Raw genomic sequence first — 19573 nt, 5'->3', positions numbered from 1 at the left:
TGCTCACCGGCGCGGCCTTGTTTTATCAGCACCTCATCGTCAATCCCCGCGATCTCTCCCGCATCGAAATGTCTTTTTTCTCCATGAACGGCTTCATCGCTTTGACGCTGTTCATAGCCGCCTGTATTTCTTTGCTGATGGAGGGGTGATCACGCCTGCAAGAGGGCCGCGCCCTCTTGCAATGAAGCTCCTGCATTAAAGACGCATCGTCACAGCACCACAGTCATGCTGTTGCTTGGAAGGCTTTCGCCTGCCCTGTTGAGGGCAAGGACATAGAATTCCAACTCCTTGCCGCGCTCCAGATTTGTCAGCTCCGCTTCAGGCTCGACAAAAGTTCCGGCGGAAACCCAAGTTCCCCCCTCTCCGCGCATTTTGACCAGATAGCAGGCCGCATGGCCGCCTTCAACAGGTCGTTTCCAAGTCGCCTTTGCCGCGCCTGGGCCGCTCCGCATTATTTGAAATTTGAACGGCTGCCCTGGCGCACTGATCGGCGTGTGGGGCGATTTTGCGCCCCATCCCAGCGTGCTGAGTTTTGCATCATCGCCTTCCACCGCGTATTCGGCATAACGCAGATCGCCTTTCATTTCTGCGGCCAGCTGCTCGTGTCCGGTGTTCTTGGCGGCAGTGGCTTGCTCCGCCGCTGCCTGAGCCGCAGTCTGCGCGTCGCATTGACCGACAAAAGCATCCAAACTGGCTTGCAGCTGCGCTGGAGAAACTGGCGGCGTGGGAAAGTCAGGATTGTCTTGGAGTCCGGCGATGAGTTTCTGCGCCAGCGCGATGAGTTCAGGATCAGAAATCGGAAAACGTGGCATAGCTTCCTCCTTGCGATGATGCGGTTTGTTTTTTCTGCTGTTGCGCTGCACAACAGCAGCGATGCTTTTACTCGCTCATGAATTTCAAACCAATTCTCCTTTGCTCCGCCCAGTTTAATGCGGTTTTCTAAAAAATCACGCTTTTTTTTCAGCGGCAGGCAGATGCTTGATCAATAGATGTTATTCAGCAGCCGCGCCAATTTTTTTCTGTTCAAAAGCGATCTCGTCAAAGCGTTGACCGCGCCTGTTCAAAAGCTCCCACAGATCGGCATAGAAAAAGTAGTCAATGGTTCTGATGTGCTGTGAAAGCCGCGCATCCTCAACTATGTTCGGGCGAATGTCGCAGTAATACACACCGTCCAATGGATTCAGCTTAACCGTGTACGCCTTAAAGTGACCGGGCAGGAATGTTGCGCTGACTCCATATTCATTCTCTCGCTTTGTCTTCTTTCGTTGAACATCGTTCAAGAAAATGGCAATATGGGGCAGAGCGGTATCCGTGAGGCGGTTATAAAGAAACTTGTCCATGAAGACCTTGTCGATTCGGTCTTTGCTGGATGTTTTCACCGAACCGATAATTTTCAGCTCGCCATCTTTGCTGCACAATAAATCATGCTGATAGCTGGATTTGAAAAGCTCGGTTCCATCTGCATCTTTTATCGGCACTTGCATCGTCCCTGATACGCAATGCACGTCAAGCGACACAATGAGCAGGCGGATGAGCCGCTCAAACAGATCACCATTCACCTTTCTGGCTTGATTCGATTTCCCGGCAGGCAAAGCATCTAATGCAGCGCCGATAGATTGCTGCAGCGTGTAGATGGTGCGAATCAGGTTTTCCCGCAAATCATCCGCTGGCCGTTGACCATCTCGCAACTGCTCAAGCGTTGTGCTGAACTGTTGCGCAGCTTGGGTAAAATCTTGGGCATCATACATGAGGCGGGAATTAATGGGGCGCGTGATGTTGAAACTGCCTTCTTGCCGGTACTGGAAAAATTGATAATGGCTTTCGTTCTGCGACACGATACGCGCCTGCAATCCGGTATCGATATATTCCAAATAACGGGCGCAGAAATCAATGTACTGCTTGATAGTGTGAAACCGTTCTTTGTCAGCGGCGTGACGCACCAAATCAGAAAGACTCATCGGATAGATTCTCTTCGTTCCGCTGTTTTTCGGTCATGTGCTATCCATTCCTCCTTCGTCATCCGGCGAACGCTTTCAAGGCGTTCAATTGCCCATTGGTTATATTGCGGATCAAGATCGCAGGCCATCCACCGCCGGTTAAGCTGCTCTGCCACAACTGCGGTCGTGCCTGATCCAGAAAATGGGTCAATGACGAGATCACCCTCATTCGAGGAGGCCAGAACAAACTTGCGCAGCAGCTCTTCCGGCTTTTGTGTGGGATGCGGCGTTTTTTCTCCCATGCCATTGCACGTTGTTGGAATGTCTATCACGTCCTTTGGTTTTGCTCCTTTAGGATGCGGCATCCAGTTGTCGCGCTGCTTCTTTGCGCCCTTTCCATAAGCGCTTGTATCAGCCTGCGGATGCGAGGGATATTTCAACGTATGTGCGCCGTAAGGCGTGCGCACATCATCAATATTGAGTTTGGCTGCATCAGATTTACGGAAATGAATAATGCTTTCGTGTGACCTTCCCCAGTCGTTGCCCAGATTCGCTTTGTTTTTGTAGTGCCAGATCAGCCAGCGGCAATGCTTGAAATATTTGGAGGCCGGGTGTTTCAGGTCAGCAAGAATTTCGGAGAAGCCACATACATACAAGGACCCAGCAGGTTTTAAAACCCGTGCGGCCTGCTTTATCCACTTGACAGACCATTCAATATATTTTTCTTGGCTGTCAAAATTATCCCAGTCGGCTTTCTTGATGTTGTATGGCGGGTCAGCAAAAACAAGATCAACGCTCGCAGCATCAAGAGATTTCAGCCAGTCAAGCGAATTTCCTTGATACAGACATCCATGCGGATGTTCATATTGCAGCTGAAAACCTTCAGCAACGGGATTGAGAGAAATATTTACGTTTCGAGGCTGCCGTTTAATTTCAAGCAAAGAAAGTTGTTCCATTGATATTCTGTTCCGCTCACAAAAAAAAGTCACGTCATTTTTCCACAGAAATAGATGCTTCTTGCATAAGCCGCAGATTGCGCGAAAACTGCCAAGCCATTATTTATAGCTTTCTTTTCGATGCAGAACCAGATCGATTTCAACAGCATCCTCTGAAACATCAAAGAGAATTCTGTAATCTCCCGCTCTGAGCCGATACGCAGGCTCGAAATTAGTCAGCTTTTTGATGTTGGAGACATCGGGAGAGCTGGCCAGCTCCAGAATTTTCGCATGGATGGCCTCTTTGTCCTGACGATCAATCTTCTTCAAGTCTTTGACAGCACTCTTGCGAAGATTAATCTTCATTTCTTAAATATTCGTCAAACGGGACAGATTTTTCTTTCCTTGTCATCTTCAGCAACTTCAGATCCTCCATATCTTCTCTTGATACAATCTCAAGTCCGTCATGCTTGAAATGTTCAAGAAGCCAAGTGACTTTTTCCGCCAGTTTATCGTTGCTGATGTTGATCGTGATGGATTGCATTTCTGTCGTTTTTTGAAGTGCCGTTGCTTTTGCCCGGCGTTTTCTTGCTGCGCTGCGGTGTTTCTCGCCGCGCCCGCGTTTTCTTCGCCAAAAAAATACGCATTCTCGGCTCCGCCAAGTTTAAATGCGGTTTTCTAAAAAATCACGCTTTTTTTCAGAGACAGGATAGACTTACTTGCGTAAGCCGCAGATTGCGTGCCGCAGAGGCGAAAAATCTTTCACCCAAACAGCATTTCAATGATGCGGACAAGGGCAAAAGATATTTTGCCCCTGCGCACAAACTGCTGCAAGAGTTTCCTGCTCGTTTTTTTGCCTTGGCACGTCTTCTCTGCTGCAAAAAACACATTGTCTTTGCTCCGACAAGTTTATAACCGTTTTCCAAAAAGTCGCGCCATTTTTCCGCAGGAAAAGCCTCGGAACACATGTTGACCGCCGCAAACAACAGCTCATCTGCCGAAAATATTTTTTTCTGCCGCAGAAAACGTGTTGTTTGCCAAAATAATTTTGCGGCAGCGGCAGTCAACGTGTTGTTTGCCACAAACAACATGTTATTTGCCGCAAACAACGTGTTGACCGCCGCAAATAACATGTCAACCGTCACAAACAACACGTTGATCGTCACAAATAACATGTTTTCTGCCGCAAACAACATGTTGTTTGCGGCAAATCACATTTACTCCGCCGCATTGATTCGGGGGCTGCGGCAAAAATTTTCCCGCTGCGCCAAGCACTTGCAGCCAAACTCCGAAATCAGGCCGGCAAGGAACTCACAGCTTTCCGTCCGCCGCCATCTGCATGTAGGTCTTGTCAAAACGGAGTTTGACATTGCCCTTGTCGCCCATAATTGAGCCGTCCGGGAAGGCGATGCCGACCAAATCCTTGTTTGGCGCACCCTCGCCGTACAGGCCGTGATCAAAGCTGAAGCCGCGCACATAGTCCATTGTCTTTTTCACCTGCTCGCCAGCGGCAAAGGCGGCAGCCTCAGCCGGGGCGTAGAACATTTTGGTGGTCTTGAGCTGGGCCTTGAATTCGGCGGCGGTGCCGCCTGCGGATTTCGCCATTATCTCAAGGGCCTCTTTGCTTGCGGCCGGATTGCTCATCTGCGCCATCGCCTCATACCACGCGCCAGCAAGAGCTTTTTTCAGGGCTTCCGGCGCATCGCTCTTCACCACCAGACAGTCAATGATCTCGCCGGGAATCTGCGAAGAATCAAAGAGCAGGCTCGCGCCTTTGACATTGCGCACCTGCATCAGGAGCGGATTCCACGTTGTCACCGCCGCCTTCGGGTCTTTGGCCGCCTCGGAAACAAAAAGCGGAGCAATGTCCGCGTCGCTGGTGTTGACCAAAGTCAAATCTTTTTCTTTCATCCCGTTCATGTCCAAAGCGCGGGTCAGCAGATAATGCGAAACTGAAAGCTGGACGATGCGCATCTTCCGTCCGGCCAAATCCTTCACCGAACTGGCGTTCATGGCCACGATGCCGTCGTTGCCGTTGGAAAAATCGCCGACAATCAGAGCGGTGGAATCCACGCCGCCCACTGCCGGAATCGTCAGCGCATCCATGTTGGTCATCACGCAGCCGTCAAATTGCCCGGCAGTGTACATGTTGATGCTCTCCACATAGTCATTGACCAAGACGATTTCGACCTTGTCCAAGCCGAATTTCTTGGCCCACTTGTCCATGATGCCGGATTCCTGAATGTAGGCCCACGGCTCCCAGCCGGTGTAATGCGACCAAGCGATGCGGTGCGTTCCGCCTGCAAAGGCTTGGCCGACAAGCAGGACGCAGGACGCGGCCAGCATGATCAGAAACGAAATTGCTTTTTTCATAGTATGCCCTCTGTATGTGGTGATGGTTCTGCTGGAACTCTTTGCCTGAATCTGAGATCCCTCCTTGAAGAAGGCATTGTAACATTCTTCAGCCATTCGCGGGATACGTTCATGAAGGCCGCCGCTCTTTTTTTCACTGACAAAAAATGTCAGCTGCTGACAAAAATTGTCAGGCAAATCCTCCGTCCGCCGCTCTTCCGCGCTGCGCCTGCAAAATTTTCCCATGAAACCGCCAGCTCCGCCTTTTTATTTTTTTTGAAGCGGCTGGCATATGCTTTGCATGAACATCCAAAGAGATGCGTTTCAATTTTATCACGAGGCCGCAGGGAGAGCAGCATGGAGTGCGCGAACCGCCGTCATTTCATCCGACTGAAGGTGAGACATGAGGCAGTGCTTGATTTCGGACTGCCGCAGCAGGAGCAGCACGCTGTCTGCAATTTGAGCTTGGGCGGAATGTTTGTCACCGGGCCAAGCAGTCAGCAGCCCGGCGACATCTGCCAGATCAGATTGAAAACCGCCTCGGAAGATATTAAAGCCAAAGGCGAGGTGGTTCGGGTCAGCGGCGACGGCATGGCACTCAAGTTCACCGCCATGCCCATTGACAGTTTTCTCTTTCTTCAGACGGCCTTGAACGCGGCGGACGGCTTTTTCGCGCCTGCCGAGGAAGCGGTCAGCCGCATTGGTTTTGCGCAGGAAGATGCGCTCTTAGTTTACAGCTGACAGCTGCGCGATGTTGAAGAAAAGCAGAGGCCTTTCTTCTTTTCGCTTGACAGCCGCCCCTGTTTGCTGGTATTGACAAGCTGCTTCGCATGGCGTAATATGCTGCGACCTGATGCAGGGAATGTGAGGCGGAACAGCCTCATTGTCTTGGAAAGAAAAAACGGAAAATTTTGCAGGCACGTAGCTCAGTGGGAGAGCGCTACCCTGACACGGTAGAAGTCGGCGGTTCGAAACCGCCCGTGCCTACCAATTTTTAAGCACAGGGCATAAAAGGCTAAAGGTCAGATGACGAAGAATCTGGCTTCTTAGCCTTTCCTTTTTTACACCTTGTTTTTATCGGCACGCATGACTTCCATTGCAGTCTCCATATCCGGCGGCGAAGCAAAGAGCTTCCCGGCAGGCATTGCCGCACAAGACGCGCTGAAAGAATTGATCTCCGGCAAGCAGCGCAAGCAGGCCGTGGCCATACGCTGCAACGGCAAGGCAGCTGATTTGTCCGCGCCGCTGCGCGAAGATGCCGCGCTGGAGCTGATCACTGCCGAATCTGAGGAAGGGCTGCATATTCTCCGGCATTCTGCGGCGCACATTATGGCGCAGGCGGTGAAGGAGCTGTTTGGGCAGAAAGTGCAAGTGACCATCGGACCGGCTATTGAGGACGGCTATTATTATGATTTTGACCGTCAGCCCGCCTTCACGCCCGATGATTTCGCGGCCATTGAAGAGAAAATGGCTGCCGTTGTCAAGGCGGCCCTGCCCTTCTCGCGCCGTGAACTGCCGATTGCCGAAGCAATAGATTTTTTCAGCAAGCAGGGCGAGACCTACAAAGTTGAGCTGATCCGCGATCTGGCGGCGCAGGGCGAGACGTTTGTCTCTCTCTATCAGCAGGGCGATTTCATTGATCTCTGCCGGGGGCCGCATCTCCCTGACACATCTTGGCTGAAGAGCTTCAAACTGCTGCGCGTGGCTGGTTCCTATTGGCGGGGCGATGAAAAGAACCCCATGCTGACCCGCATCTACGGCACCGCCTTTTTTGACGCGAAAGAGCTGAAACAATATCTGGAGCGGATTGAAGAGGCTAAACGGCGCGATCATCGCAGGCTCGGCAAGGAGCTGAAGCTTTTCACGATTCAGGATGAGATCGGGCCGGGCTTGATTCTCTGGCAGCCGCGCGGTGCATTGCTGCGGCGTTTGCTGGAAGATTACTGGAAAGATGCCCATTATAAAAATGGCTATCAGCTGCTCTACACCCCGCATATTGCCCGCCAAGATTTGTGGAAAACCTCCGGCCATCTTGATTTCTACGCCGAGAATATGTACGCGGCCATGGATATTGACGAGGTGGCGTATCAGCTCAAGCCGATGAACTGCCCCTTCCATATCGGGGTGTATAAATCCGAGCCGCACAGCTACCGCGAATTTCCCATCCGCTGGTGCGAACTGGGCACGGTCTATCGCTACGAAAGGGCGGGCGCGTTGCATGGTTTGATGCGGGTGCGCGGTTTCACGCAAGACGATGCGCATATTTTCTGCCGTCCTGATCAGCTCGAAGAGGAAATTTTCAATATCATTGACCTGAACCTGCACGTCCTCAAGACCTTCGGCTTCAGCGAGTATGATGTTTATCTCTCTACTCGTCCGGCCAAATATGTGGGCAGCGATGAGAACTGGGAGCTGGCGACCCAAGCCCTCAAGCAGGCTATGGACAAAAAGGGACTGGCCTATTCGATTGATCCCGGCGAAGGCGTGTTTTACGGTCCAAAAATTGACATCAAGATTAAAGATCAATTAGGCCGCTCATGGCAGTGTTCCACCATTCAGGTGGATTTTAACCTGCCGGAACGCTTTGGCATGAGCTACGCTGGTCAAGACGGAGCGGAGCATCAGCCGATTATGATCCACCGCGCTTTGATGGGTTCTTTGGAACGTTTCATCGGCGTGCTGATTGAGCATTATGCCGGAGCCTTCCCGCTCTGGCTGGCTCCGGAGCAGGCCCGCGTTCTTAATATCACCGACAGCCAAGGCGATTACTGCGGCAAGGTTCTGGCCGCGCTGCGCAAAGCAGGCATCCGCGTTGAGGCTGATCTGCGCAATGAAAAGCTCAATTACAAAATCCGGGAGGCGCAGCTGATGAAGGTGCCGTACATGCTGATCGCGGGCGACCGGGAAATGCAGGACGGCATGATCACGGTGCGCAAACGCAGCGGCGAAAACCTGCCGCCCATGTCGCCGCAGGACTTTGCCGACATGGTGCGCCGGGAATGCGCAGAAACAGCAGCAGTCTGACAGACGGAGATAATGGATAACAAACGGAAGCCCAAAAAAGGTTCGCAGCAGGAAATTAAAGTCAGAATCAACGACGACATCCGCTATCCTGAAGTCCGGCTGCTTGGGCCGGAGGGCGAGCAGCTCGGCGTGGTGTCTTCGGCAAAAGCCCGCCAGATTGCCTTGGAGCAGGGCTTGGATTTAGTTGAAATTTCAGACAAGGCCAGCCCGCCGGTCTGCCGGGTGATGAATTTTGACAAATACCGGTATGAGCTGAAGAAAAAACAGCAGGAAGCGAAGAAGAAGCAGACGGTTGTCGAGACCAAGGAAATCAAGTTCCGGCCCAAAACTGAGGAGCACGACTTGGATTTCAAGATCAAGAACATCCTGAAATTTGTTGAAAAGAAAAACAAGGTCAAAGTGACCATGCAGTTCCGGGGACGGGAGATCGTTCACGCCCAGACCGTGGGCATGGAGGCGATCAAACGCATCGCCGACGCGCTCCGCGAGCACTGCGCCATCATCCAGGAGCCGACCATGGAAGGCCGGTTCATGATCATGTTTGTCGGGCCGAAACCCTGAGCCAGTTTGCAGCAGAACCAGAAATCAGCGCGGGCTGCACGTCTTGCGCATTAAGGAGAATTATCATGCCTAAAATGAAAACCCACCGGGGCGCGGCGAAGCGGTTCAAGCTGAGCGCCACCGGCAAAGTCCGTTACGGCAAAGCCTTCGGCTCCCACATCCTGACCTCGAAAAGCACGAAGCGGAAACGGCGGATCCGGCAGAACGGCGTGCTGGATGCGGTAGACAACAAGGCCGTCAAGCGGATGCTGCCTTACCTGTAATATTTTCAAGCAACACGGGAGTGCGAAGACTATGCCACGCGCCACACGCGGGTTCAAAGCCCGCCGCAGAAGAAATAAAGTTCTGACTTTAGCCAAAGGATTCCGGGGCGGCAGAAGCCGTCTTTTCCGCACCGCCGCTGAGGCGGTTGACCGCGCCCTCTGTTACGCCTACCGCGACCGGCGCACCAACAAGCGCAATTTCCGCGCCCTGTGGATCACCCGCATCAGCGCGGCAGCCAAGGCCAACGGCATCAGCTACAGCAGGCTGATTGACGGTTTGACTAAGGCCGGGATCGAACTGGACCGCAAGGTGCTGTCCAATTTGGCCATTGTTGATCCTGCCGCCTTCAGCGCGGTGGTGAAGCAGGCCGCTGCCAAACTTGCAGCCTGATGGAAGAAACGCTGCGGCAGCTGCGGGCTGAGGCGGAAGCCGGGCTGGCTTCCGTCGGCAGTCTGGCTGATCTGGAGGAATTCCGGGTCAAATATCTGGGCCGCAAGGGACTGCTGGCCAATGCCATGAAGCAGCTTGGCCAAGCTGCGCCGGAAGAACGGCCCCGGCTCGGCCAGCTTGCCAACACGGTCAAGCAGGATCTGGAAGGGATTTTTCAAGTCAAGAAAGAAGCCCTTGAAGCAGGTTCGCAAACGGTCAAGCAGCAGCTTGACCTCAGCCTGCCGGGCCGTTTTATCCCTTTCGGCAAACTCCATCCTGTCACGCAGGTGATGGAGGAAATCTGCGCCGTCTTCGAGGGAATGGGCTTTGCTGTAGCCGAAGGCCCGGACGTTGAGACCGATCATTACAACTTCGAGGCCCTCAACATCCCGGCCCATCATCCAGCCAGAGACATGCACGACACGTTTTATGTCTCTGATTCCATTCTTCTCCGCACCCACACCTCGCCGATGCAGGCGCGGATCATGGAGAAGCAGGAACCTCCTTTGCGCTGCATCGCGCCAGGCAAGGTTTATCGCTGCGACTCCGACATCACCCACACCCCGATGTTTCATCAGGTGGAAGGATTTTTGGTTGACCGCCAAGTGTCTTTCGCCGATCTGAAAGGGGTGCTGTCTCTGTTCACCCGGCGCATTTTTCAGGGCGATTTGCCCTTGCGCTTCCGACCCAGTTTTTTTCCTTTCACCGAACCCAGCGCGGAAGTGGACATTGCCTGCGTGATCTGCAAAGGCAGCGGCTGCCGGGTCTGCAAGCAGAGCGGCTGGCTGGAGATCCTCGGCGCGGGTATGATTGATCCGGCGGTGCTGACTATGGTTGGCTACGATCCGGAGCAGTTCTCCGGCTTCGCGTTCGGTCTTGGCGTGGAGCGCATCGCCATGCTCAAATACGGCATTGATGACATCCGCCTTTATTATGAGAACGATCTTCGTTTTCTTAGGCAGTTCTAATAGATAGTCATTCCGACCGAAGGGAGGAATCTCATGATGGAAGAAATCAAGAAACAGAGATTTCTCCCGTTGGTCGAAATGACAATGCACGAAAAAATTGAGCCGTCTCAAGACGGCTTGGTTGATTTGCAGGCGACGCATGAGCTGAAGTGCCAGGAGAGATGTTATGCCAAAATTATATGAATATCTTGGAATAATCATCTATTTTTGGTCAAACGAGCATGAGCCTGTTCATGTTCACGGTGGATGTCAAGACAGGGAAAGCAAGGCAGAACTATTTATTGAAAATGGCGGTGTGACAGAAATCAGAATAACGGATGTCAAAGGCCGCAAGCCTCTTGATACGGCTGAATTGAGGCATTTTGAAAAATTAGTGCATCAGAAGGCGGATGAGATCGTGCAGAAATGGATAGATTATTTTGTTCTGCACAAAAAGGTGGAATTCGAGCGGATAAGCGAAAGGCTGTCATGATCGAACACCAGCAAACTCTTGCGGAGGACGCTGTTGTCAGCATAATCGAAGCTGAATATATTCCGCCATACACGATTCGTTTGCGATTCAGCGATGGTGCAGAGCAATCGCTGAATTTTTTTTCATTTTTAGAAAAATCGTATCATCCTGACATCAGAAAGTATCTCAATACAAAATTATTTAGAGGTTTTTCCATTTCGGAAGGACGATTGGATTGGAATAATTACGATCTGTGTTTTTCTATGCAGGATTTGTATGAAGGGAAGATTTGACTGAATTGCCATAATTGCTCTTTGGCTCAAATAAAAAATATTTGACAGGTTAAAAACACCATGCAGTGGCAAGAAGTGTGCGATCATCCAAGTCTGCAAAATTTGCCTTTCAAAATAGAACTGAACGAAATGGGCCAAATTATAATGTCTCCAGTTAAGGTGTATCATTCAGCATTTCAAGGAAAAATTTCCCGATTACTGCCGGAGAACGGGATTGTTCTTCCTGAATGTGCTGTTCAAACAAAAAAAGGGACAAAGGTAGCAGACATTGCTTGGTGTTCGGAAGAACGATTCAAAATTATTGAGCGTGAAGCAGAGTGCTCAGTTGCCCCTGAAATTTGCATAGAAGTTATGTCTTCCAGTAACACAACATATGAGATGGAAGAGAAAAGACAGCTTTATTTCTCAGCAGGCGCTGTGGAATGCTGGATATGTGATGAATATGGAAATATTGAGTTTTTCTCAAAAGATGGAGAATTGCTGAAATCTTACTTGGTGCCTTCCTTTCCAAACAAGATCAGAGTTGCTTCCTGAATTGCAGGGCAACCTGCGAGCTGAAACGTGATGGAATGGATACGATTTATGTAGGCAATATTGGTGAAGAAGCTGTTCGAGAAGAACTTAGAAAATTTAAAGGATCCAAACTAAGCGGATTTATTAGATCTAAGAATATTGTTTATTATGGAAAAAATTTTCAATTAGATTTTTTAGTTTTCGTTCCCAAGATAGGGTTAGTTGTTCTTGAAGTAAAAAGATGGCAAGGAACAATCCGTGCGACTTGCGATGACAATTGGACACAGGAATATGGGGTATATAAAAACGAATATTCCAACGCCTCAAAACAAGTATTAAGAACCTGTGGTTTATTGTTGCAGATACTCGAAAAAGGAAAAATTAACAAGTGGCCAATAAAACCTCTTGTGGTTTTCGCGCATGAAAATGCAAAAATATTAAAAGGGAGAAATGAAAAGGCCCCGCAGACTGACATTGTAAGAAAAGCTAGTATTTCATCTTGGATAGATGAAAATTCCAGCGAGGAGATTTGTTATAAGTTTTCAACAACAGAGTTTGAAAGAGTAAAGAATATTATCTGTCAGTACACATCTGAATATATCGAGAATTGATATTTCTCACGTATCATAAAACTCACCCTGAGCTGGCTCAGCAACTCATATCTCCCTTGATGGCCTGTCCGCAGAGCAACGAAGAGCAGGACGATGAAAGAATTCTTGCAAAAGCATAAGGTTCTTCTCTATGCAGCCTATCTGTTAAGCTTGATCTTTCTTTTGCTGGGCGGCGGGGAGCTTATCACCCGCATGAAAGGGATGCGGCCTTGGCGTATCAGCGACGTTCCGGTGCGGGTTGAGCCTGGCGGAAAATTCTTCAGAAAGCACCCAACCTTAGGCTACGCCTCTCTTCCTGGGCAATTCACCGTTACCCTGCTCCGAACAAACTACAGCTTCCATGTGACGCATCTCCCCAATGGTCTTCGCGTCACCCATCCCCTCAACACCTATGATCCCTCTGTCCGCAAGCCGGAAATCTGGATATTGGGCTGCTCGTTCACGCATGGTTGGAGTCTGAATGATGAGGACACCTATCCTTGGCGGCTGCAAGAACATCTGCCAGAATATGAAGTGATCAACTTTGGTTTCAGCGGCTACGGCACCATTCACTCTCTCATTCAACTTCGCGAGGCGTTAGCTGCTGGAAAAAAGCCTGAGATTGCGGTGCTGGCTTATGCGGATATGCATGATGAACGGAACACATTTCTGCGGAAACGGCGTAAATCCATTGCTCCGTGGAACAGGCTCGGCCCGCTGGTGCAGCCTTATGCTCGCTTAGACAACGACGGGAAATTAAGCTATTATCTCGATGAAGTGGAATATACGGAATTTCCCTTGATGCGTTATTCTGCGTTGTCACATTTTACAGAGATCAAGTGGAATGAGTTGGAGCAAAAGCTGAAGCAGAGCCGTAAGGTATCCGAAGCTCTGGTGCTGGAAATGGCCAACACTGCCCGGCAACATGGCGTGAAATTTATTCTCGCCACCATTGGCAAAGACCCGCAGATGCTTGCCTTTGCCGAAAAGAACGGAATTCCCAATGTGGATATTTCTGTCAATTTCCGTAAAAATCCAAAATATATGAATCTGCCTCACGATGGACATCCCAGTCCGCTGGCGACAAAAGAATATGCGAAACACTTAGAAGCCTTTCTTCGCAATGGGCAGCTGAACGAGCATCCGGCGCAGTAAAACGAGTTGTCAGCAGAATTAAGGACGCACGCGGTTGAAAAAAGCACAGAATTATAAGAAACTAACTGCGTGCTCCTGACAGATACTATGAATTATATTCTCGGCATCTCAGCTTACTATCATGACAGCGCGGCAGCTCTGCTGGCTGATGGCAAAATTGTTTCCGCAGCTCAGGAAGAACGCTTCACCCGTAAAAAGCATGATCCTAGTTTTCCCGGCAATGCAATAAAATATTGTCTACAAGAAGCGGGAATCAGCATTGAGCAGGTCAGCGACATTGTCTTTTATGATAAGCCGCTGGTCAAGTTCGAGCGGCTGCTGGAAACCTACCTTGCCTATGCGCCGAGAGGGTTCCGTTCCTTCGTTGCCGCCATGCCGGTTTGGATGAAGGAAAAGCTTTATATTAAGACGACGCTGAAAAAAGAATTCAGCACACTATGCGGATGCAAACAGTCTGCGCTGCCTGATCTGCTCTTCTCGGAACATCATCAGGCACATGCTGCCTCGGCGTTCTTTGCCAGCCCCTTTCAGAAGGCAGCGGTTTTATGTTTGGATGGCGTTGGCGAATGGGCGACCAGTTCTGTCTGGCTGGGAAACGGCAATTCCTTGCAACTCTTGTGGCAGCTGAATTTTCCGCATTCCCTTGGTCTGCTCTACTCCGCTTTCACATATTACACTGGTTTCAAAGTCAATTCCGGTGAATACAAACTGATGGGGCTTGCCCCCTATGGCGAGCCGAAATATGTTGATCTGATTCGCGGCAATCTGCTTGATCTGAAGGAAGATGGCACATTTAGGCTGAACATGGCGTATTTCAACTACGCAACCGGCCTGACAATGACCAATGCCCGTTTCGCCAAGCTTTTCGGAGCCGAAGCCCGGAAGCCGGAAAGTCGGCTGACGCAGCGGGAAATGGACATTGCCCGTTCCATTCAGGATGTCACTGAAGAGATCGTCCTTCGACTGGCCAGAACTGCGCATAAGGAGACAGAGGCGGAATATCTCTGCATGGCCGGGGGCGTGGCCTTGAACTGCGTTGCCAATGGCCGTTTGCTCCGCGAAGGTCCGTTCAAGGATATTTGGATTCAGCCGGCTGCAGGCGACGCAGGCGGCGCGTTGGGCGCAGCTTTGACAGTTTGGCATGAAAAATACCAAGGGCAGCGGACAGCGGACAACATTCATGATGCCATGTCCGGCTCTTATCTGGGACCGTCCTTTGCGGCAGCAGATATCGAAGCCCGATTGAATGCTTTGGGGGCGCGGTACAAGCGGCTTGACGATTCGCAGTTCATGCCGAAATTAGCCGGACTGCTGGCGGATGAGCAGGTGATTGGCTGGTTTCAAGGGCGAATGGAATTCGGACCGCGCGCGCTCGGCGGGCGTTCGATCATTGGCGATCCGCGCAGTGCCAAGATGCAGTCGGTCATGAATTTGAAGATTAAATTCAGGGAATCGTTCCGTCCTTTTGCTCCCTCAGTGCTGGCTGAAGATGTGTCTGCTTATTTTGCCTTGGACCGCCCCAGTCCCTACATGCTGATAGTGGCAGATGTGAAGGAGGAGCACCGCCTTCCTATAACCGAAGAGCAGAAACAGCTCTTTGGTATTGAAAAGCTGAATGTGCCCCGCTCCGCCTTGCCTGCGATCACACATGTGGACAACTCAGCTCGCATTCAGACTATTCATGCGGAAACTAATCCCCGCTATCACGCCTTGGCCAGCGCGTTTAAAGAAAAAACTGGCTGTCCGGTGCTGGTCAACACCTCGTTCAATGTGCGCGGCGAGCCAATTGTCTGCACTCCGGAAGATGCCTATCGCTGTTTCATGCGCACAAACATGGACTGCTTAGTGATTGAGAATTATCTGCTTCTCAAGTCGGAACAGCCGAAATGGGATGATGACAAGAAGTGGATGCAGGAGTTTGAGCTGGATTAACTTGTTCGAGCGGACATGGCAATGAGCAGCGAAAATTTGTCACAGGCAGAACTGCGCAAGTTCGGTCTGATTCTTGCAGGTGGATTTATCGGCTTTTTTGGTCTGCTGATTCCTCTGCTGCAAGGGAAAGGCGTTCATCTGACAAGCTGGCCTTGGCTGACAGCTGTCGGTCTGGCACTGATCAGTTTGGCATACCCTGAAGCACTTGGTCTGCTGAGTCGGATTTGGATGTTCTTGGGCCATATTCTTGGCTGGATAAACACCAGAATTATTTTGAGCCTTGTTTTTCTGTTGATGTTCTTTCCAGCAGCATTAGTGTTCAAGCTGCTGGGCAAAGACCCTATGCAGCGCAACCTTGATGCGGGCCTGAAGAGTTATCGGGTCAGCGGCAGGCAGCCAAAAACGGAAAATCTAAACCGCCTCTATTGAATAAACATGCTCGAATTAATCAGAGAATTATGGGGATTTATGAGGGAACGCAAGAAGTTCTGGCTGACTCCCATAATTTTTGTCATTCTAATTCTTGGTGCTCTGATCGTTTTGTCTCAAGGGTCGGCAGTAGCTCCTTTTATTTATACGTTATTTTGATTTTTATATAACAGGCTCGTCAAGATAGCCTTTTGATTGCATGCCTGCTGCAAGGTCTCACTGATTGAAAGGATGCGGGCATGCATTGTATATAACTCTTATTTATAGTTATGAAATTCACCTTAAGCTGGCTTGGCCAATATCTTTCTCTTGACGGTCTGTCCGCCGCGCCGCTCGCCGCCCGCCTGACCATGCTCGGCTTGGAAGTAGAGGCGGTGCAGGAGCTGTACGCCGGACTGGATGCGGTCAAGACCGCAAAAGTCCTTTCCGTGCGCAGGCATCCTGACGCAGACCGGCTCACCCTCTGCGAAGTGGAAGTCGGCGACAAAATTCTGCCTATCGTCTGCGGTGCGCCCAATGTCCGTGAAGGCTTGGTCACGGCCATTGCCCTGCCCGGTGCAAAGCTGCCCGGCGGCATGGAGATCAAAAAGGCCAAGGTGCGCGGCCAGGTCTCGGAGGGAATGCTCTGCTCGTGGAAGGAACTGGGCATCAGCGAGGCCAGCTCCGGCATAGTCGAGCTTGATCCCGCCTTGGCTTCCGGCCAGCTGCTGCGCGAGGCCCTCGGCCTTGTGGACACGATGATTGAGGTGGATCTCACGCCGAACCGGGCCGACTGCGCCAGCGTGCTTGGCATTGCCCGCGAAGTGGCCGGAGTGACGGGCCAGACTGTCCGCCGCCCAGTGGCCGCGCTGCCGGATTTGTCCCAGCCCGCCGTTTTCACCGTGGCCATTGACGAGCCGCAGCTCTGCCCGCGCTACGCTGCCCGTCGTTTGACCGGCGCGACGGTCAAGCCCTCGCCGTGGTGGCTCCAGCGGCTGCTCTTGGCGGTCGGGATGCGCCCGATCAACAACATCGTGGACATCACCAACTTTGTCATGCTGGAGTATGGCCAGCCGCTTCATGCCTTTGATTACGCGAAGATTGCAGGGCAAGGCATAGTTGTGCGGCGGCCTAACGCTGGCGAGACGACCTTCACCACCTTGGACGGCAGCGAGCGCAGCCTTGAGCCGGACATGCTCCTAATCTGCGACCGGGACAAGCCGGTGGCAATGGCCGGAGTCATGGGCGGCCTCAACTCCGAGGTCACGGACACGACGACGGATATTCTGCTCGAATCGGCCTGCTTTGCTCCGGTATCCATCCGCCGCACCGCCCGCAGGCTCAATCTGACCTCGGAAGCCTCCTACCGCTTTGAGCGCGGCGTGAACCCGGAGGGCGTGACTGAGGCTCTGGAGCGGGCAGCGCAGCTCATCTGTGAATTGGCCGGGGCAACGATGGCGGACGGCGTTGATCAGTATCCGGGCAAGAAAGAGCTGCTTCAGCTTGATCTGCGGGTGAAGCGGGTCAACAGCCTGCTCGGCACTAATCTCAGCAGCGGGCAGATTGCCGCCTGCCTGCGCGGGATTGAGTTTGCTGTTGCCGGTGAGGGCGAGCTGCTGCGCGTGACCGTGCCCGCCTTCCGCGTGGACATTGAGCGCGAGGTTGATTTGATTGAGGAAGTGGCCCGCCTGACTGGCTACAACGAGATTCCGGTCACGCTGCCGGTGATGGCGATGGACTGCCCGCAGCCGGAGCCGCTGCGCCAGCTGCGCAAACAGATTGCCGCGACCATGACCGGGCTTGGCTTCTACGAGGCGGTCAACTACTCCTTTGTCGCCAAAAAGCACAGCGACCTGATCGGCTTGGCGGCGGACGATCCGCGTCGGCAGCAGGTGGAGCTGCTCAATCCTCTCAGCGAAGATCAGGCCGCGATGCGCACCATGCTCCTGCCCGGCCTCTTGGACAACGTCCGCCGCAACATCAGCTTTCAGCAGACAGATGTCCGCCTCTTTGAGACCGGCAAGGTCTTTGTCTATACCGCGCCCGGCCAGCAGCCGATTGAGCGGCATCAGCTCTGCGCGGTGATCAGCGGAGGCCGTCACCCGGAAGCCAGCCCGCTCTATTTCTCCGGCCAAGAGAGCGATCTCTTTGATCTGAAAGGCGCGGCGCAGGCGTTGCTGCGCGAGCTGCGGCTGACAGCGGCTGTCAGCTTTGCGGCAGCGGAAGGTCAAGCGCAGCCCTATGCTGAACCCGGCTCCACCCTCCGCATCATGGCTGGCGGCGAGCAGCTTGGTCTGATCAGCAAAGTGCCCCGCACTGTCGCCCGTGCCTTCGGCATCAAGCAGGAGGTGTATTTCCTCGAACTGGAGCTGGAGCCGCTCAACGCCCTGCCCGCTGCGGCCAAAAAGTTCAGCCAGCTCAACCGCTATCCTTCCGTGCGGCGCGACATCGCCCTGCTGGTGCCGGAGAACGCAGCGGCGGGCGATCTCCTGCAAGATATCCTTGACCACAGGATGCAGCACGTGGTATATGCTGATATTTTTGATGTGTACAGCGGCAAGCCGATTGAAGACGGCATGAAGAGCGTGGCCTTGACCGTCACCTATCGCTCCGCAGAAGGAACGCTTGATGACGAGACGGTCAACGGCTTCCACGAAAAAATAGTCAGCTCGCTGATGTCCCGCTTTGGCGGCAGATATCGCGAAATCAAGGAAACAGCATGAACGAGCAGAAAGAAGCAGACAAAGGCAATGTGACCCGCAAGGAGCTGTCGCTCTCCATCAACGAGCGGCTGGGCATCTCGCAGCGCAACGCGGCCAAGATGGTCGACACCATTTTCGCGGCGATGAAGGACACGCTGGTGAACGGCGAGTCGCTCAAGCTGGTGCAGTTCGGCACCCTGACCGTGCGCGGCAAGTCGCCCCGCCGGGGCCGCAATCCCCGCACCGGCGAGACCATGACCATCACCAAGCGCAAGATGGTCACCTTCCGGCCCTCGAAGCGGCTGCGCGAGCTGCTCAACGAGGATGAGAACTGAGGAAAAACGGCGGGACGGCAACGCGGCAGTTGACAATCCGGGCGTGGGAATGGTACATATAGCCCAGCAAAAGTATTCGGAACGTAGCGCAGCCTGGTAGCGCACCTGAATGGGGTTCAGGGGGCCGGAGGTTCAAATCCTCTCGTTCCGACCAGCACACTCAAGGAGTCAAGCGGAGACGCTTGGCTCCTTTTTTTATTGCCCCTGCGGCACGCCGCCTTCCGCCCCCCCTACATCTTCTTCCGGCAGAAGGCCGCGAAATCCTCCAGCTTTTGCAGGGCTGCACCGCTGGCAACGACTTCCCGCGCCAAGGCGATGCCGCCGCGCAGGTCAGCGGCCTTGCCTGCGGCCATCAAGGCTGCTCCGGCATTGAGCAGCACCATGTCCAATCTTGCGCCAGGCGAACCACGCAGCACAGCCCGCACCAGCTCCGCTGATTCCGCCGCTGTTTTCCCGCCTTTGATCTCAGACGAATCCGCCCGCCGCAGGCCCAGCTCCTCCGGCCTGACCGCATAGCTCTCCACCGCGCCGTCGTGCGCATCGGCAAGATGCGAGGTTCCAGTCACGGTCAGCTCGTCCATGCCGCCTTCACCCCAGACCACCAGAGCGCGTTTCATGCCCAGCCGGATCAGCACTTGTGCAATCGGCGCAACCAGCTCCTTGGCGAACACGCCGGTCAGCTGCACATTGGGCCGGGCCGGATTGGTCAGCGGGCCAAGGATAT

At 52.7% G+C, this 19573-nt stretch carries 24 protein-coding genes, 2 tRNA genes and 1 pseudogene; 19 read left to right on the top strand and 8 right to left on the bottom strand.

The annotated features are described in order from the left end of the window. Nucleotides 1-209: 209 nt before the first annotated feature. The 7 genes from ACNKID_RS04080 to ACNKID_RS04050 form a co-directional block, all read right to left on the bottom strand. Nucleotides 210-812 carry a fibronectin type III domain-containing protein gene (locus ACNKID_RS04080; protein ID WP_417912162.1) on the bottom strand — a complete coding sequence of 201 codons (603 nt, stop codon included), beginning with the start codon at nt 810-812 and terminating at the stop codon, nt 210-212. 180 nt (nt 813-992) lie between these two features. Next, nucleotides 993-1958 carry a hypothetical protein gene (locus tag ACNKID_RS04075; RefSeq protein ID WP_417912161.1) on the bottom strand — a complete coding sequence of 322 codons (966 nt, stop codon included), beginning with the start codon at nt 1956-1958 and terminating at the stop codon, nt 993-995. Further along, a complete protein-coding gene (locus ACNKID_RS04070) occupies nt 1955-2893 on the bottom strand; it encodes a DNA-methyltransferase (RefSeq protein WP_417912160.1) in 939 nt (312 codons plus the stop codon). The genes ACNKID_RS04075 and ACNKID_RS04070 overlap by 4 nt, the downstream gene beginning before the upstream one ends. Nucleotides 2894-2992: 99 nt before the next feature. Further along, complete coding sequence (locus ACNKID_RS04065; RefSeq protein ID WP_417912159.1) at nt 2993-3238, bottom strand: type II toxin-antitoxin system RelE family toxin; 246 nt, start codon at nt 3236-3238, stop codon at nt 2993-2995. A 143-nt stretch (nt 3239-3381) separates the two neighbouring features. After that, the gene (locus ACNKID_RS04060; RefSeq protein WP_417912158.1) at nt 3382-3519 is read right to left on the bottom strand and encodes a hypothetical protein; all 138 of its coding nucleotides are present in this window, start codon (nt 3517-3519) and stop codon (nt 3382-3384) included. 51 nt (nt 3520-3570) lie between these two features. Continuing rightward, entirely contained in the window at nt 3571-4068 is a 498-nt protein-coding gene (locus tag ACNKID_RS04055; RefSeq protein ID WP_417912157.1) for a hypothetical protein, read from the bottom strand. 115 nt (nt 4069-4183) lie between these two features. After that, nucleotides 4184-5245, bottom strand: a complete 1062-nt coding sequence (locus ACNKID_RS04050; RefSeq protein ID WP_417912156.1) for a putative urea ABC transporter substrate-binding protein — start codon at nt 5243-5245, stop codon at nt 4184-4186. A gap of 336 nt (nt 5246-5581) precedes the next feature. Between ACNKID_RS04050 and ACNKID_RS04045 the strand changes: the two genes are divergently transcribed. From ACNKID_RS04045 to ACNKID_RS03955, 19 genes are all read left to right on the top strand, one after another. After that, a complete protein-coding gene (locus tag ACNKID_RS04045; RefSeq protein ID WP_417912155.1) occupies nt 5582-5965 on the top strand; it encodes a PilZ domain-containing protein in 384 nt (127 codons plus the stop codon). Between the two features lie 174 nt (nt 5966-6139). Continuing rightward, a tRNA-Val gene (locus ACNKID_RS04040) sits at nt 6140-6214 on the top strand. Nucleotides 6215-6310: 96 nt separating this feature from the next. Then, on the top strand, nt 6311-8248 hold the full coding sequence (gene thrS / locus ACNKID_RS04035; protein WP_417912154.1) for a threonine--tRNA ligase: 1938 nt from the start codon (nt 6311-6313) through the stop codon (nt 8246-8248). A gap of 12 nt (nt 8249-8260) precedes the next feature. Next, complete coding sequence (infC, locus tag ACNKID_RS04030; RefSeq protein ID WP_417912153.1) at nt 8261-8809, top strand: translation initiation factor IF-3; 549 nt, start codon at nt 8261-8263, stop codon at nt 8807-8809. 65 nt (nt 8810-8874) lie between these two features. Continuing rightward, nucleotides 8875-9072, top strand: a complete 198-nt coding sequence (rpmI, locus tag ACNKID_RS04025; protein ID WP_417912152.1) for a 50S ribosomal protein L35 — start codon at nt 8875-8877, stop codon at nt 9070-9072. 31 nt (nt 9073-9103) lie between these two features. Beyond that, complete coding sequence (gene rplT / locus ACNKID_RS04020; protein WP_417912151.1) at nt 9104-9463, top strand: 50S ribosomal protein L20; 360 nt, start codon at nt 9104-9106, stop codon at nt 9461-9463. Further along, nucleotides 9463-10470, top strand: coding sequence for a phenylalanine--tRNA ligase subunit alpha (gene pheS, locus ACNKID_RS04015; protein ID WP_417912150.1), 1008 nt, complete (start codon nt 9463-9465; stop codon nt 10468-10470). The genes rplT and pheS overlap by 1 nt, the downstream gene beginning before the upstream one ends. 33 nt (nt 10471-10503) lie before the next feature. After that, nucleotides 10504-10653 carry a hypothetical protein gene (locus ACNKID_RS04010; protein ID WP_417912149.1) on the top strand — a complete coding sequence of 50 codons (150 nt, stop codon included), beginning with the start codon at nt 10504-10506 and terminating at the stop codon, nt 10651-10653. Then, on the top strand, nt 10637-10942 hold the full coding sequence (locus ACNKID_RS04005; protein WP_417912148.1) for a DUF4160 domain-containing protein: 306 nt from the start codon (nt 10637-10639) through the stop codon (nt 10940-10942). The genes ACNKID_RS04010 and ACNKID_RS04005 overlap by 17 nt, the downstream gene beginning before the upstream one ends. Then, nucleotides 10876-11214, top strand: a complete 339-nt coding sequence (locus ACNKID_RS04000; protein ID WP_417912147.1) for a DUF2442 domain-containing protein — start codon at nt 10876-10878, stop codon at nt 11212-11214. Before ACNKID_RS04005 ends, ACNKID_RS04000 begins: the two co-directional genes overlap by 67 nt. Nucleotides 11215-11274: 60 nt before the next feature. Continuing rightward, nucleotides 11275-11748, top strand: a complete 474-nt coding sequence (locus tag ACNKID_RS03995) for a Uma2 family endonuclease (protein WP_417912146.1) — start codon at nt 11275-11277, stop codon at nt 11746-11748. Nucleotides 11749-11783: 35 nt separating this feature from the next. Further along, nucleotides 11784-12338: a nuclease-related domain-containing protein gene (locus tag ACNKID_RS03990; RefSeq protein ID WP_417912145.1), complete on the top strand. Its 555-nt coding sequence runs from the start codon at nt 11784-11786 to the stop codon at nt 12336-12338. A gap of 93 nt (nt 12339-12431) precedes the next feature. Then, a complete protein-coding gene (locus tag ACNKID_RS03985) occupies nt 12432-13472 on the top strand; it encodes an SGNH/GDSL hydrolase family protein (protein WP_417912144.1) in 1041 nt (346 codons plus the stop codon). Nucleotides 13473-13559: 87 nt separating this feature from the next. After that, nucleotides 13560-15404, top strand: a complete 1845-nt coding sequence (locus tag ACNKID_RS03980) for a carbamoyltransferase (RefSeq protein ID WP_417912143.1) — start codon at nt 13560-13562, stop codon at nt 15402-15404. A gap of 21 nt (nt 15405-15425) precedes the next feature. Next, nucleotides 15426-15833, top strand: a complete 408-nt coding sequence (locus ACNKID_RS03975) for an SxtJ family membrane protein (protein ID WP_417912142.1) — start codon at nt 15426-15428, stop codon at nt 15831-15833. Nucleotides 15834-15839: 6 nt separating this feature from the next. Continuing rightward, nucleotides 15840-15992 carry a DUF5989 family protein gene (locus tag ACNKID_RS03970; RefSeq protein WP_417912141.1) on the top strand — a complete coding sequence of 51 codons (153 nt, stop codon included), beginning with the start codon at nt 15840-15842 and terminating at the stop codon, nt 15990-15992. 110 nt (nt 15993-16102) lie between these two features. Next, entirely contained in the window at nt 16103-18535 is a 2433-nt protein-coding gene (gene pheT, locus ACNKID_RS03965) for a phenylalanine--tRNA ligase subunit beta (protein WP_417912140.1), read from the top strand. Continuing rightward, on the top strand, nt 18532-18849 hold the full coding sequence (locus ACNKID_RS03960) for an integration host factor subunit alpha (protein ID WP_417912139.1): 318 nt from the start codon (nt 18532-18534) through the stop codon (nt 18847-18849). Before pheT ends, ACNKID_RS03960 begins: the two co-directional genes overlap by 4 nt. 77 nt (nt 18850-18926) lie before the next feature. Next, nucleotides 18927-19003, top strand: a tRNA-Pro gene (locus tag ACNKID_RS03955). Nucleotides 19004-19079: 76 nt separating this feature from the next. On the opposite strand, the pseudogene ACNKID_RS03950 reads toward ACNKID_RS03955, so the two are convergent. Further along, nucleotides 19080-19573, bottom strand: a pseudogene (locus tag ACNKID_RS03950) (anthranilate phosphoribosyltransferase); the annotation flags it as partial.

This window comes from Candidatus Electronema sp. TJ (assembly GCF_048287355.1).
Classification (GTDB): Bacteria; Desulfobacterota; Desulfobulbia; order Desulfobulbales; family Desulfobulbaceae; genus Electronema.
The sequence above is the reverse complement of the archived record's forward strand: the minus strand, read 5'-3'. Positions and strand labels throughout refer to the sequence as shown.

What these genes read in the sequence shown, in the direction of transcription:
- ACNKID_RS04080 (WP_417912162.1), bottom strand. Translation starts at nt 812, where the DNA reads ATGCCACGTTTTCCGATTTCTGATCCTGAACTCATCGCGCTGGCGCAG.
- ACNKID_RS04075 (WP_417912161.1), bottom strand. Translation starts at nt 1,958, where the DNA reads ATGAGTCTTTCTGATTTGGTGCGTCACGCCGCTGACAAAGAACGGTTT.
- ACNKID_RS04070 (WP_417912160.1), bottom strand. Translation starts at nt 2,893, where the DNA reads ATGGAACAACTTTCTTTGCTTGAAATTAAACGGCAGCCTCGAAACGTA.
- ACNKID_RS04065 (WP_417912159.1), bottom strand. Translation starts at nt 3,238, where the DNA reads ATGAAGATTAATCTTCGCAAGAGTGCTGTCAAAGACTTGAAGAAGATT.
- ACNKID_RS04060 (WP_417912158.1), bottom strand. Translation starts at nt 3,519, where the DNA reads ATGCGTATTTTTTTGGCGAAGAAAACGCGGGCGCGGCGAGAAACACCG.
- ACNKID_RS04055 (WP_417912157.1), bottom strand. Translation starts at nt 4,068, where the DNA reads ATGTTGTTTGCGGCAGAAAACATGTTATTTGTGACGATCAACGTGTTG.
- ACNKID_RS04050 (WP_417912156.1), bottom strand. Translation starts at nt 5,245, where the DNA reads ATGAAAAAAGCAATTTCGTTTCTGATCATGCTGGCCGCGTCCTGCGTC.
- ACNKID_RS04045 (WP_417912155.1), top strand. Translation starts at nt 5,582, where the DNA reads ATGGAGTGCGCGAACCGCCGTCATTTCATCCGACTGAAGGTGAGACAT.
- thrS (WP_417912154.1), top strand. Translation starts at nt 6,311, where the DNA reads ATGACTTCCATTGCAGTCTCCATATCCGGCGGCGAAGCAAAGAGCTTC.
- infC (WP_417912153.1), top strand. Translation starts at nt 8,261, where the DNA reads ATGGATAACAAACGGAAGCCCAAAAAAGGTTCGCAGCAGGAAATTAAA.
- rpmI (WP_417912152.1), top strand. Translation starts at nt 8,875, where the DNA reads ATGCCTAAAATGAAAACCCACCGGGGCGCGGCGAAGCGGTTCAAGCTG.
- rplT (WP_417912151.1), top strand. Translation starts at nt 9,104, where the DNA reads ATGCCACGCGCCACACGCGGGTTCAAAGCCCGCCGCAGAAGAAATAAA.
- pheS (WP_417912150.1), top strand. Translation starts at nt 9,463, where the DNA reads ATGGAAGAAACGCTGCGGCAGCTGCGGGCTGAGGCGGAAGCCGGGCTG.
- ACNKID_RS04010 (WP_417912149.1), top strand. Translation starts at nt 10,504, where the DNA reads ATGATGGAAGAAATCAAGAAACAGAGATTTCTCCCGTTGGTCGAAATG.
- ACNKID_RS04005 (WP_417912148.1), top strand. Translation starts at nt 10,637, where the DNA reads ATGCCAAAATTATATGAATATCTTGGAATAATCATCTATTTTTGGTCA.
- ACNKID_RS04000 (WP_417912147.1), top strand. Translation starts at nt 10,876, where the DNA reads ATGGATAGATTATTTTGTTCTGCACAAAAAGGTGGAATTCGAGCGGAT.
- ACNKID_RS03995 (WP_417912146.1), top strand. Translation starts at nt 11,275, where the DNA reads ATGCAGTGGCAAGAAGTGTGCGATCATCCAAGTCTGCAAAATTTGCCT.
- ACNKID_RS03990 (WP_417912145.1), top strand. Translation starts at nt 11,784, where the DNA reads ATGGATACGATTTATGTAGGCAATATTGGTGAAGAAGCTGTTCGAGAA.
- ACNKID_RS03985 (WP_417912144.1), top strand. Translation starts at nt 12,432, where the DNA reads ATGAAAGAATTCTTGCAAAAGCATAAGGTTCTTCTCTATGCAGCCTAT.
- ACNKID_RS03980 (WP_417912143.1), top strand. Translation starts at nt 13,560, where the DNA reads ATGAATTATATTCTCGGCATCTCAGCTTACTATCATGACAGCGCGGCA.
- ACNKID_RS03975 (WP_417912142.1), top strand. Translation starts at nt 15,426, where the DNA reads ATGAGCAGCGAAAATTTGTCACAGGCAGAACTGCGCAAGTTCGGTCTG.
- ACNKID_RS03970 (WP_417912141.1), top strand. Translation starts at nt 15,840, where the DNA reads ATGCTCGAATTAATCAGAGAATTATGGGGATTTATGAGGGAACGCAAG.
- pheT (WP_417912140.1), top strand. Translation starts at nt 16,103, where the DNA reads ATGAAATTCACCTTAAGCTGGCTTGGCCAATATCTTTCTCTTGACGGT.
- ACNKID_RS03960 (WP_417912139.1), top strand. Translation starts at nt 18,532, where the DNA reads ATGAACGAGCAGAAAGAAGCAGACAAAGGCAATGTGACCCGCAAGGAG.